Consider the following 12,530-nt stretch of genomic DNA (forward strand, 5'->3'; position numbering starts at 1 on the left):
GAGAGTTATTCTAGAGAATTAAAAGTTAAAGTAACTTTCACTCTCAAAAATTAGGATTTGCTTTCAGCTGGATTTGCAATATATTTAAACGTTGGCTCCGAGTTCCAAGGGCCGCGTTCATCTTTACCGTTACCGTTTGTAGATAAGTTGTAGTAAATATCTACAGTTTCATCTGGTTGAATATTGCCAAATAGCGGGTCGGTTAATTTACCCAGTGAATCTAGAGCCTTCATAAACATCTGGGTGTGAGAAATTTCTCTAGTTAATAGATGAACTAAAGTCTCTTTAGTTTTTTGGTCGGCTGCTAGTTTAATTAACGATTCGTAAGTCTGACGAGCGCCAGCTTCGGCTGCAATGTTAGCTCTCAAATCACGCACTACATCGCCGCCTTCATTCAAATAATTCGCTGACCAAGCACTACCCTGACTGTCTAGAAAATGAGGACCCATTCCTCGCACAGCAAACAAAGTACTCTTATAAGCATCTGTTTGATCCACATTTTTAGTGTGAGCTTCAATCAACTTACCAACCATTTCTAAGTGGCCAAACTCCTCAATGGCTATATCTTGGAGCATGTCTTTAATGCCAGGATTTTCGATATGAAATGATTGTACCCAATACTGAAGAGCCGCTGATAACTCTCCAGTCGCTCCACCAAATTGCTCAAGTAGTAATTGAGCAAAACGAGGATCTGCATCACCTACATCCACGACATGAATTGGCTCTTTCTTATGGAAAAACATACAATCTCACTTCAATTATTTTCAACACAATATTGGGTTATGGGATTTAATAAAATCTCAAACATCTCCCATTTAATTAACCCAAATTTTTATGCAACACTTTTAAGATACTTTTGAGTAGAAGTAGTAGAAGTATCAGTGCGCTATTTTCAAAAATTGGCTCTCACCAATATAAATAAAAGCCTTTTAGCTTTTTATTACTTACAAACTTTGCTCAAGACAAAAAGAAAAGATAGTTGGGGTATAGTATCTAGTAGATGCTTTCCCTGTTTAACACAGCTACTAGACATCACTTTTTATTAAAGAAATTAGGCGTTGCTGCTTCTAGACAGTAATCCCCATAGAAAGATAGCAATCATTGCACCAATAATAGCCACGACTAAACCACCAATACTTAAACTAGCAGCTGTTAGTTGCAATGTACCCGTCTGTAGTAATGTAAATACGCTACCACCAATGAAAGCACCTACAATACCTAGGATCATTGTGGATAAAATTCCACCACCTTGTCTTCCTGGATAGATAGCTTTACCAATCGCACCAGCTAAAAGTCCCAAAATTATCCAAGCAATAATATTCATACAGTTTCCTCAAAAATTTATTTTGCTTTCATCTGTATCCACAATACCAATACTTCTTAGCAATTCTTTCTACCAGATGAGAGAGATATGAAAACCAAAAGGTAGATAAAATGTTGAGGTTAATTAGAAATTTGAATTTTAGCATATTTACAAGCTGAAAATAAAAATTTATGTCTATATTAAATCTGTATTTAATGTCTTTTACTTTTTATTAATAGATTAAAATTTATGTTTTATGGCTAAAAAAGTTCGTAGTAAAAACTTTAGTCCTAATTGTTTTAAGCATTAAAGTCTTAATTTTGAACTTTGAGAACTAACTTGACAAATTAATAGTTGTCAACCTGGACTTAAATCGCACGGGAAAATTGTTTATCCCGATTTTGATTATGCATATCAAATACTACAGCAATATTTCTAACTAACAGCCTACCTATATCTGTAATTTGGATATGGTTACTTGAGGTACTAACGAGTCCATCGGCTTCTAATGGCTTTAACCCTTCTATTTCGTGAGTAAAATAATCATCAAAATTAATCTGATATTTATCCTCTATCTCTTGCTTGTATAGATGAAAATGAGACATTATACACATAATCACGTCACGTCGGATCATGTCATCTTGGGTCAAGTTGATGCTTTTACTAATGGGTAAAATAGCTCCAGCGATCGCCTGATAGTAATCTTTTAACTGCTTGTGGTTTTGGAAATAAGCGTCATTTAACATACTGATCGATGAAACACCAAACCCCAAAAGTTCTGTACCAGCGTGGGTAGTGTAGCCCTGAAAGTTACGCTGGAGAGTGCGATCGCGTTGGGCGATCGCCAGTTCATCGTTAGGTTTGGCAAAATGATCCATACCAATAAATACATACTGACTATTGGTCAATTCCTCAATAGTCATTTTCAGAATTTCTAACTTTTCTTGCGGTTGAGGCAATGCTTCTTGAGGAATATTTTTTTGTGCTGGCTTTAGCCACGGTACATAAGCAAAGTTAAAAACAACTATGCGGTTAGGATCTAATTGAATTGTCTTTTTCACTGTCTCCTGAAATGTCTGGAGATTTTGATATGGTAAACCATAGATGAGATCTACATTTACACTGTCAAACTTAGCTGCTTTAACCCAACTCATTACATCAAACAGCATTTCTTCTGGTTGTACGCGATTCACAGCTACTTGTACTTCGCGATTAAAATCTTGGATACCAAAACTAATGCGGTTAAACCCAATTTCTCTGAGAAAGAAAATATAGTTTTTATCAACATAACGAGGATTTATCTCAATTGAGATTTCTGCTTGTGGATCAACATTAAAGTAGCGATTGATGTTTTTCCATAAAAATTGTACTTGGTCAAGATCTAAGTAATTAGGTGTACCGCCACCCCAATGAATTTGCAGCACTTTTCTCTCTGAATCAATCAAGCTTGCCATATTCTTGATTTCTTCAACCAAGTACTCTAGATAAGGTTCAGCAATACTCTTGTTATTAGAAATTACCGTATTACAACCGCAGAAGTAACAAGCACTCTGACAAAAAGGAATATGGAAATATAAAGATAATGGAGATTTTCTGTGATTTGAGGCAGCGATCGCAGCTTGAAAATCAGTGATACTAAACCCTTCTTTTAACTCTGTAGCAGGCGGGTAACTAGTGTATCTGGGTGCAGGAGTATCATACTTTTCGATCATATCTAGATCAAATTTGACACTAGGTAGTAGAAAAACCATCAAAACCTCTTGGTAGTTGGTTGTATAGGTAATAGCAAAAAAACTACTTTCATCTTTTTGTCTTTGTGGTTAAAAATACTTTTTGCACCACCAAGACACTCAAAAAAATAGGGTTACTGCTGTTTAGTTTAAAGATCAGCAGCAATCCATGATGTGTTGATTTCAACCAAACAGCATTATTTGCAAAAAATTAATTTACTGTAGCGATTTCGATACCAACCAATTTTCACTTTATTGTTCATCCTTTACACTTCATACTTCTGAGAATCTGTATCATTACTATCCAGCAAGTAACACTGCCGATACAAAATCCAGTCATTTTTATTTTTCTCTCACAGAATCATTTAACTATCAATCTTCGTATAGTTATAAAGCTATTAATATTTCTTTATATTTTTCAGTTAAGATCCAGGCTTTGCAAATCTAGGTTACTAGGTTATCTATGCCAATTTTCTTTTCAAGAATTTAACTGATATGCCACAAAAGCGCTTTCTGCTTTTATAGATATAAAACGATACAAGCAAGTTTCATGGTTAAGTCTCTCGAAACCTCTCATACCGTTTCACTTTAAAGTTGATACATTTGGGCAAGCAGGGGGAGCAGGGGGAGCAGGGGAGGCAAGGGAGGAAAGAGGGTTATTATTTAATTCTTCTCTCCCCCTGCCTGAGAACAGCCTACCTCAACCAAACGGTATTGACATTGAACTTACTAACAATGAGTCAAAATAACTGTAGTATCTAGTTGAAAAATAGCTTAACAAATTTCTGTAAAACTACATCAATAAAATATGCCCAATATAAAAATTTTATATGCCTAACTAAATTTACCATAGGATAATTGGTAAACCTGCAATAAAAGATGCAATACTTGTCCAAAGAGTGAATCTCTCCAGATTTCCTTCATCTAAAGCAAGACTCATTTGCTTAATTGCTGATAATAGCGCGGCTAACAGTAGTATAAGAAATGCCAAATATTTCCAAGCAATCATACTTTGCCCTATTTTACTGTCAAGGTAAACATAATAGGTTTTTAACAGGCTATACCATGTTTTTCTGTTATCTATTTAGCATTTAAAGATATCAGTTTTGATCGACAACTAAATCGGCGTTTTAGTGAAGTTGAGACTTCGCTAGCTAGGCAAATCTGAGAATTGTCGTACTTGTGTACCACAAAATATTTTTTTACTAAAAGTACCAAATAAATTTAAAATAATTTTTATAATAAGTGTTATTTCTAAACTTATGCCAATTTATAACAAATTAATTGAAATTCGCACTCAACCGGGGATTAATATTCATAACATTACATCTCATATTAAAGATTTTATAGCAGCTAGTACCATTCAAAATGGTCAAGTTCTAGTATTTTCTCGTCATACAACAACTGCACTGGTTATTAATGAAGATGAAGTTAGACTACTAGAAGATATTAAAGTATTCTTGCGAAAATTAGCTCCCGAATCAGACCGTTATTTACATAATGATTTGCATTTAAGAGTTGTACCAGAAGATGAGCCTATAAATGCTCATTCTCACTTAATGGCAATGATGCTGACTACTAGCGAAGTTATTCCTATTATGGATGGAAAACTAGGTTTAGGAACTTGGCAATCAGTATTATTTTTTGAGTTGGATGGCCCTCGTCAAAGAACTGTATGTTTACAAATTTCTGGGAATTAATAATATCGAGCTTACAGGCAATTTATTTGTGGCTAAGATTGTTAAAAATGGTATGACAAGCGTTCGTCAATATCTAATGCTGCTAAAGGATTTTCTGTGTCTATCCAGGAAACTTGGGCTTCTAATTTGTCACAACACTCGCGTACTAAACGTAAGCCTGCATCTAATGAAAGTTGAGTTGTAGTAGGAGTCAACTCTTGTAATATTTCAGCTTCTATCGTCTGATAGTGATCTAATTGTTGGCTTAGTGTTGCTAAAAAATTTGCTCCTTCATTAGCATCTGCGGTGTCCGTGGGCGTAGCCATCGCAAACTGTAAAATGGAATCGACGTAAGCCTTAACTTTGGGATTTTTAACTCCCTCTGTAACTGAGGTATAAAGTAACTCACCATTTAAATATGCAAAATCTGGTACATAAAGGCGATCGCCTCTTAATTCAAATATCTGCATTCCTTTAGCTGGTCTAACTGTTAACTTCTCACGCCTGACTCGATTCGCCGCATTTTCCAGCAGTACAATTACAGCCAAAGTCACCGATGGATAGTTACTATCTATACATCTAATTTCAACTGTGCCGAGTTTATTGAGTCTAATTGGATTCCAGGCTGACTTGAGTAAACTTCCTCCTGCTTCTAAGAACAGGTGAGATTCAATTCCGGCTTTTTCCATCGCTTGCAGCCAGGCATAATACCGAGCAAATTGCTGCTCAACTAAACCTTCTATACTCTCGGCATAAGGCATGAGTCCACCGACAGGCTGTAAATTAGTATAAACTCCTTCCCAGCCAAAGGTTTCGCTACCTCGATAACGAATTGTGTGTGCAGCTAGGCCGATCGCTTGTCCTTCATAAAAAGGACATGCCCGCGTCAGAGAAATGAGTGCTGAGTCGCAAGCTGTAGCTAAATTGTAGATATTTAGTAGTTCTTCTCGCTCGGCTGATGTGGAGTTATAAGAGACTGCCACACGAGGATCAATTACTCCAGGTGAGACTTCTAAATGTAAATGTGTACCCGTGCATTTCCCGGCGTGCAAAAACTTCTCATAGCCAACAGTCCGCGCTTGGATATGATAATTAGAGCGATCGCGCATGACTGGCATGATATGCAGAGGGTAGCTAGACAGAGGATAAAGGCGTAAACTCATCTGTCGTGCTACAGAAAGCGCTAATTTGAGATTTTTGAGATATTCTCTTGCTAGTTCTGTAACAGTGTAGGCTGGCGGTGTATTAATTTCAACTATACTTTTGACAAACTCCGGCACAAAGTAACTTGGGTTTAAACCTTGTGCTTGTGCCATTAAATGACAACCCTGTAAAAACTCATCAGCGCGATCGCTGAGATGACCAGTCTCATCTACTAAAAAAAACTCTTGCTCAAGACCGATACGACGCTTGAATACATCCATGTCGCCAATAAATGCTCTAGCTTTGATCGTCAGAATAAACTGATAGGGGTAACATACCCCTAATACTATTTACAAAAATTTTTGCTCCCAAGAACATTAACTATAAAAGTGAGCATCTATACTCTTTCTCCCCCTGCTTCCCCTGCCTCCCCTGCTCCCCCTACCCTTGAAAGGCTCCCCCTGTCATTTCCAAGTTGACAGACCACTAGTACTTATTCCTTGGTGTTGATAATATTTATGAGCTGCCATCGCCATTGCCAAAAATCCCCACAGAATCATGCCAGCAATACTCAGCATTCCGCTACTGATAATTAGCTGGGCGCAAGAAGTAATACCAATAGCACGGGCAGCACTGACAAAACTATCAAAACGAGCTTCAGTGCATCTAGTTACGCTAATTAAAATTAATATTAATCCACCCATATATGGAATCGCTCCAAACCAGCCCAGGGTGAAAAACATGTCTAAAATGCCACTGTCAACTACAAATACTTCGATTTGACCAGTTTTTTCGTTTACTTTCCAAGTATTGCCTAAACCGCTACCCAAACCACTAGTTAAAGCTAGACTAAGATTTCGGTCATAGTTTCCCGATCTATCTTTAAAGCTACTATCGTCTTGTAAATTAGAAAAACTTTCTAAACGCTCGGCTACAACTCCAGAAATTGGCTCAATAGTTGTCAATGGAACGACACACATAGCCATTACCAAAATTATAGTAATTAAACGCATTTGTAAACGTGTCTTCACCGACACAAAAATCATCAGTACTCCAAATAACCAGCCCCCCCAATTAGTCCGGGCTTGGGTAAGTAAAAATGATAAATAACCAACTGCTGAGGCGGGAAAAGTTAACAATCCTTGGCTACTAGTAAACATTAATAAAAGACCAGTTTGCAGCACAGCTGCATAAGGGCCGACAGAGTGCATAGTACTCCAAACGCGCATCCCAAAGGGTTCGGGATCTCCAGAACTAGTAAACAATTTTGATTCTATTAGCCAAAAACGATCCCACTCAGGAGCGACTACAAATTGGTAGACACCATAAGCTCCTGTCAGTAATACACACCAAAAAAATACGCGTTGCATATTCTGGCGATAGCTGGGATAATCTCGCCAGTTCATATATAAATGAAAAGCAAAAATAATCGGACTAAGCCAGTCCAAAAGACCACGGGCTACGGGTAGAGGGGCGTTGAAAATCAGTCCTATAAGAAAACTATAAAATACGCCTAAAGCAGCCAAAATAAAAGGTAGACCTCCCTGACGAGAAGCATTAGGAAAGTAGCGTAAGAAGGTCGCAATGCTCACAAAAGAGACTAAATAAGGTGCTACTAAAATTTGACGGGTAGGGTCCCAACCGACACGATAATCTATTAAACGAGCAACTAGGGCTGATAAAAACCACATCCACCAGTTAAAGCCGATGTAAAGGATGGGATGACGCAAGTATAAAAATATGGCTACTACTAAAGCAGCTGCGGGATAAATGATACGCAGCATGGCCGCAGCACCTGCAAAATAGCAAGCGATCGCCAGTAATATAAAGCCAAGAATAACTATCCAACCTTGTAGCGATCGCTCTCGCGGTGAAAAGTGGGCTTTTAAAAAACTATTAAAAAGTATCTGCTGAGAAATCACTATGGTATATGCCTTATAAAAAAGAGAACAGGGAAGAGGCAGGGGGAGCAGGGGAGGCAGGGGAAGCAGGGGAAGCAGGGGAAGCAGGGGAGCAGGGAGCAGGGGGAAAAAGAGTTTTCAGGTTTTTGCACAGATGCGGGATTCATAACTAATAAGCCGGACATGAATAATTTAAAAAATCAGTGGCGGATTCAAGCCCCTACATCGATATATGGGGTTCTCCCCCTGGCTCCTGCTCCCTGCCCCTTGTCCTCTTCACTGACTTCTGTTTTTTAAATTGTTGATATGTCTGCCATCCTTGCCAACGTCCTTGCCAAGATGCCAAACATTTTTTAGTTGCGAGTTGTCCTTGGCTGGGTAAAAATCTCAGCCCTTGTACTAAACCAAAACTATCCCTGGTTCCTACTAATACAGCCCAGAGCAAAAATATAACCTGACGTAGAGGTGGCAAATGTTCTAGTAAAGCGAGAGTTTCATTATGAACTAAATTAATAAAAGCAATTTGATTAAAATTGTGACGCTGATCTTCATCAAAACGTTGGGCTGGATAGTGATCTACAGCAATGCTGGGATCATAAACAAGCTGCCAACCTGCTCGTTTGAGAGCAAAAGTAAATGCCATTTCAAAGTGAACTTGCGCTCCTGTGCCCCGCATTCGCTCATCAAAGCGTAATTGTCCGATATTTAGACCGGGTTTCGCTAAAGCCTGGGTACGAAAACTCATGTTCACACCTTTGAGAACATCGACTTTTCGGGGTTCTCCTACTCCTAAGTGATGGTTGCCAATCACACGTCCAAACCATTGCAATTTACCAACTACTTGACAAGAGCCATTTTCTAACTTGTTGTTTTGGTAGATCCAATCGCGTCCACCTACTCCACCAATGCAACTATCCAAATTAAAATAAGCATTAATTTTTTCTAACCAATCAGGATGAGGTGCAGCATCATCATCGGTAATCGAAACAATATCTCCTTCCACTGCTGCTAGTCCAGCGTTGAGGGCAGCGACAACTCCCGGTTGTGTCACCTTAATAGTATGCAGTGGCAAATTGTCTGAGTTGAATTGGTTGAGAAATTGCCAAGTTTCAGTATCTGTATCTCGAACAACCACTATCACCTGATCAACTAATTTGGTTTGCACCTGTAGCGCCGCAAGGCAGCGTGATAGATCTAGAGGACGGCGATAGGTGGGGATGAGAACTGTGTTCCTCATGCTTAATTAACTCCTCGAATAGATCTATATAAGTTTGTGCCATAGTTGTCCAGCTATGTTGTTGCGCGACTAAACGAGCTGCTTTACCCATTTGCTGCATTAATAAACAATCGCTTACTAATGACAACAACGCCTTTGCTAAAGCATCAGCATTGTCTGAGTCGGATAAAACAATGCCACATTCTGGTGTCACTAACTCTGCACCTCCTGTAGTGGTGGCAGTAATCACGGGTAATCCCGAAGCTAGGGCTTCTAGTAAAACCAATGTGCAAGCTTCGTAACGCGAAGGAAAGACAAACAAATCTGCTGCCCGCATAATCTCGGCAATATCACGGCGATATCCTAAAAAATGCACGCGTTCGCTTAAGCCTAGGGAGGCTGCTAACTCTGGGAAGGGGCTACCTTCGGTACTACCCACCACTGCCAAATGTAAATCGGGAACTTTTGCCAAGGCATGTAGTACTGTATCTAAGTTCTTCCTGGGTGTGCGGATATCTCCGGCAAATAAAGCTAAAGTTACATCTTTCGGTAGATTTAATTTTTGGCGATCGCTTGTGCCTGGGGTAAATTCTTGTGTATCAACGCCATTGACAATCACGCGAATGCAAGAACGAGGTACGCCGATGTTGACTAATTCCTCAGCTACTTTCTGGGATACCGCGACAATTACTCTTGCTTTTTGGAAAGCTTGTTTTTCCCAACGAGCATTTAAAGCTGTATATATCCACTGGTAAAAACCGTAAAAATCACGGCGGAGGCGGGAAATATGAGCAGGCGATCGTAGCCAAGAACTGTGAACAAAATGTACAGCGTTGACATCAGCTGCTGCTGGAGTAATTGCTCCGTTGACTTTGACTAAATCAAATTCAGAGCGATGTTGATGCAACCAATTGGCACTTTTTTGAGCAAATATGTAATTACGAATAAATTCAGTAGGATAGCTTTGAACTGGAATTTTGATCCAATTTACTTGACTATTTTGCTCTAATTCTGCTGTAACTTCACTCGCTATTAATGTCAGATGATGACCGCGACGAATGGCTTCTTGAGCAACTTCATAGTTGACTCTACCTTGACCATCGCCTTTTTTTACTTTATGGGTAACAATACAAAGTTTCACACATCACCTACCTTTAATAGATTAGGGTTGAATGCTACGCAAGTCAGTTATCAGTTGTCAGTTGTTAGTTGTTAGGTGTAGGTTGGGTTGAGCAAAGCAAAACCCAACACTAGCCAGAATGTTGGGTCTCATTCTTCGACCCAACCTACTAACTACTAACTGTTGCCTGTTGCCCGTTCCCTGTTCCCTTTTATATATTTTTTGATACTCCCAAAAATTGATTGGCTAAGAGTTGTGGTGTAAAACTGATAGTCAATGCGACTAAAGTTCGTAAATTAAACTTTTGTTGACTTAATGCTTGCCAAAGATAAGGGCGGGCTGCTGTTATTTGTTTATTACGTAGCAAACCAATTGCTAAAGTTGTATGAGCCTCCAAGTATTTTTGCTGAAAATATGATCTAAATTGTCTTAAACGTAGATCTTCAGCAAAGATTTGGTAGCAAAACATTTCGCTTTGAGCTTTGCGGATTTTTGCTTGAGCATTGCGACTACCACTGAGCATGGTATCAGTTTGTTCATGATTGCGATAACGCGTCAATCTTTCAGGATGATAGTAAGCACCACGACCAGATATACAACAAAGATAGGCTAAATATAAATCCCACATGCCACCAACTTCTGAAGGAATACTATGCCAATCAATAAAATCATTGCGAATTACACAAGCAGCAGCGGTAGGTATGCTTTTATCAACTAAGCCAATTTTGTAAAAGTTTTGATAAATTCCTTGGGCAAGTTGATCTCGCTTGTAAGCTCGTGTATTTTCTTCAGTTGCAGCCTGATTAATTTTGCTCTTTGTATCGATAATATAGTGGTCACAAAAAGCTAAAACTAATCCAGAATTTGCTTCTAAATGTGGTACAAGCTTGGCTAAAAAGTCCTCGTTCCATATATCATCATCATGGAGGCTAGCAAGGTATTTACCCTGTGCCATATTAAAGGCGGACATCTGATTTGCAAGCATCCCAATGTTTTGCTGTTGTCGCCAAAACTTAATGCGTGGATCTTGAAAAGATTCGACAATTGCTTGAGGATTTTCCGGACTACAATTATCAGAAACAATAATTTCAATATTTTGATAAGTTTGTTGAACAGCGCTAGCGATCGCTTGCTTAAGATACTCTGGTCTATTATAAGTAGGTATGATAACGCTGACTAAAGGCTCTAATAATTGTACGTTGTTTGGCACGGATTTTACTAATTCTACTTTGAGGTTGATTTACACTTTACTTACAGTTTTTACTTGGGAAGTATCAGTTACTTTTTGTTGAGAAATTGTCTCTAAAAAACGTCGTGCTGTCGGTACAGGACTATAGTTTTCTAGCGCCCAAATTCTGCCTTGAATAGCAACTCTTTTCAGAATTTCTGGGTCATCAGCTATTTTATCTATAGAAGCTTGGACATTGTCTAAATCTATACCAATATAGTGTTGCCAATTTTGCGGCATTACAGGTAAAGAAATGCCATATTTTTCAAAATCTATATGAAAGGTGGCACATCCAGCCGCTAATGATTCCCAAAATCGCCAACTATCCCATTGCACAATTGTTTTAGTTTTTAATCTCAGACGGCTTAAAAGATGTTTGCCGCTACGATTAATTAAGTTACCTGGATTCTGAGGCCAAGCAGGAACAAAAAATCCACCAAAACAAGCACAAGCCATTGAATTTTGGAGACGTTGATAATAAGTTGGGTAGTGACGACCGCCAGTTTGTAACCATTGTAGATAATGATATGAATCTTCTGAAATATTATGAGGATTATCTACACTATTATCAATTTGTAGTATTTTGCTAATTTGAGGCATAAATGAACTACAACTAATATTTCTGACTGGATGACCAGTCCTCCAATGTCGAAAATTAATCAGTATTTGTCTTTTTCTTTGTTGAAAACTTGGTACTGCATTCACTTGTTGTAATATACGGTTACTCAGACCAAAAGACCAAGGATAAAAGTTATGACCATAATTTAGCTTTTTATTAAAATGATTTCTAAATATAAAATCAAATTGCCTAAACTCTGGTTTGTCAATGTATGTTTTATCACTGTCATCTCCATCTAAATATACAGTTTTGTATTGACGTTGAGCATGAAATAATCTAGTTGGTAAAGGCTCTTTTATATTAAACCAATTATTGGTTAATACTACGATAGAACAATCATCAGCAGTAATGTCTGGGCGGTGATTAAACAGATATTCTTCTTTTTCAGGTGACTCTTGCCAGTAGTTTATATTTGAGAAAAAAGGTATTCCTAGTTCTCGAAAACCTTCTGCCAAACAAATTAATAAATGTTGGAATTTGTCTCCTGTGGGAATCCCCTTTCTGGGGTCACAATAAAAATATATTGTGTCTTTAAAACTATTAATCATATTTTTGAATTTAGTGTTTATTGACGCTACGCGGATCAGTTAC

11 protein-coding genes are annotated in these 12,530 nt (G+C 38.3%); 1 reads left to right on the forward strand and 10 read right to left on the reverse strand.

Translation table 11 applies throughout. The features are described from left to right. Positions 1-50: 50 nt before the first annotated feature. The 4 genes from QI031_RS12440 to QI031_RS12455 all read right to left on the reverse strand — a co-directional run bounded on the left by QI031_RS12440 (position 51) and on the right by QI031_RS12455 (position 4,042). A complete protein-coding gene (locus QI031_RS12440) occupies positions 51-743 on the reverse strand; it encodes a manganese catalase family protein (protein WP_281485449.1) in 693 nt (230 codons plus the stop codon). 308 nt (positions 744-1,051) lie between these two features. Further along, on the reverse strand, positions 1,052-1,324 hold the full coding sequence (locus QI031_RS12445) for a GlsB/YeaQ/YmgE family stress response membrane protein (protein ID WP_281485450.1): 273 nt from the start codon (positions 1,322-1,324) through the stop codon (positions 1,052-1,054). 347 nt (positions 1,325-1,671) lie between these two features. After that, positions 1,672-3,054, reverse strand: a complete 1,383-nt coding sequence (gene hemN / locus QI031_RS12450) for an oxygen-independent coproporphyrinogen III oxidase (RefSeq protein ID WP_281485451.1) — start codon at positions 3,052-3,054, stop codon at positions 1,672-1,674. 823 nt (positions 3,055-3,877) lie between these two features. Continuing rightward, positions 3,878-4,042 (reverse strand): hypothetical protein, encoded by a 165-nt coding sequence (locus tag QI031_RS12455; protein WP_281485452.1) that lies wholly within the window; start codon positions 4,040-4,042, stop codon positions 3,878-3,880. Between the two features lie 253 nt (positions 4,043-4,295). Between QI031_RS12455 and QI031_RS12460 the strand changes: the two genes are divergently transcribed. Continuing rightward, positions 4,296-4,733: a secondary thiamine-phosphate synthase enzyme YjbQ gene (locus QI031_RS12460; RefSeq protein WP_281485453.1), complete on the forward strand. Its 438-nt coding sequence runs from the start codon at positions 4,296-4,298 to the stop codon at positions 4,731-4,733. A 41-nt stretch (positions 4,734-4,774) separates the two neighbouring features. Here QI031_RS12460 and QI031_RS12465 read toward each other — a convergent pair whose 3' ends face one another. The 6 genes from QI031_RS12465 to QI031_RS12490 all read right to left on the reverse strand — a co-directional run bounded on the left by QI031_RS12465 (position 4,775) and on the right by QI031_RS12490 (position 12,487). Further along, entirely contained in the window at positions 4,775-6,136 is a 1,362-nt protein-coding gene (locus QI031_RS12465) for a glutamate-cysteine ligase family protein (protein ID WP_281485454.1), read from the reverse strand. A 183-nt stretch (positions 6,137-6,319) separates the two neighbouring features. After that, positions 6,320-7,777: an O-antigen ligase domain-containing protein gene (locus QI031_RS12470; protein WP_281485455.1), complete on the reverse strand. Its 1,458-nt coding sequence runs from the start codon at positions 7,775-7,777 to the stop codon at positions 6,320-6,322. 199 nt (positions 7,778-7,976) lie between these two features. Then, a complete protein-coding gene (locus tag QI031_RS12475; protein ID WP_281485456.1) occupies positions 7,977-8,993 on the reverse strand; it encodes a glycosyltransferase family 2 protein in 1,017 nt (338 codons plus the stop codon). Next, the gene (locus QI031_RS12480) at positions 8,902-10,113 is read right to left on the reverse strand and encodes a glycosyltransferase family 4 protein (protein WP_281485457.1); all 1,212 of its coding nucleotides are present in this window, start codon (positions 10,111-10,113) and stop codon (positions 8,902-8,904) included. Before QI031_RS12480 ends, QI031_RS12475 begins: the two co-directional genes overlap by 92 nt. Positions 10,114-10,303: 190 nt before the next feature. Then, on the reverse strand, positions 10,304-11,302 hold the full coding sequence (locus tag QI031_RS12485; RefSeq protein ID WP_281485458.1) for a glycosyltransferase family 2 protein: 999 nt from the start codon (positions 11,300-11,302) through the stop codon (positions 10,304-10,306). 30 nt (positions 11,303-11,332) lie between these two features. Next, positions 11,333-12,487, reverse strand: a complete 1,155-nt coding sequence (locus QI031_RS12490; protein ID WP_281485459.1) for a glycosyltransferase family 1 protein — start codon at positions 12,485-12,487, stop codon at positions 11,333-11,335. Between the last annotated feature and the right edge of the window lie 43 nt (positions 12,488-12,530).

It is taken from the genome of Halotia branconii CENA392 (assembly GCF_029953635.1).
Taxonomy (GTDB): Bacteria; Cyanobacteriota; Cyanobacteriia; order Cyanobacteriales; family Nostocaceae; genus Halotia; species Halotia branconii.

Coding starts and splice junctions, on each gene's coding strand:
- QI031_RS12445 (WP_281485450.1), bottom strand. CDS start 1,324: ATGAATATTATTGCTTGGATAATTTTGGGACTTTTAGCTGGTGCGATT.
- QI031_RS12465 (WP_281485454.1), bottom strand. CDS start 6,136: ATGGATGTATTCAAGCGTCGTATCGGTCTTGAGCAAGAGTTTTTTTTA.
- QI031_RS12475 (WP_281485456.1), bottom strand. CDS start 8,993: ATGAGGAACACAGTTCTCATCCCCACCTATCGCCGTCCTCTAGATCTA.
- QI031_RS12455 (WP_281485452.1), bottom strand. CDS start 4,042: ATGATTGCTTGGAAATATTTGGCATTTCTTATACTACTGTTAGCCGCG.
- QI031_RS12440 (WP_281485449.1), bottom strand. CDS start 743: ATGTTTTTCCATAAGAAAGAGCCAATTCATGTCGTGGATGTAGGTGAT.
- QI031_RS12460 (WP_281485453.1), top strand. CDS start 4,296: ATGCCAATTTATAACAAATTAATTGAAATTCGCACTCAACCGGGGATT.
- QI031_RS12490 (WP_281485459.1), bottom strand. CDS start 12,487: ATGATTAATAGTTTTAAAGACACAATATATTTTTATTGTGACCCCAGA.
- hemN (WP_281485451.1), bottom strand. CDS start 3,054: ATGGTTTTTCTACTACCTAGTGTCAAATTTGATCTAGATATGATCGAA.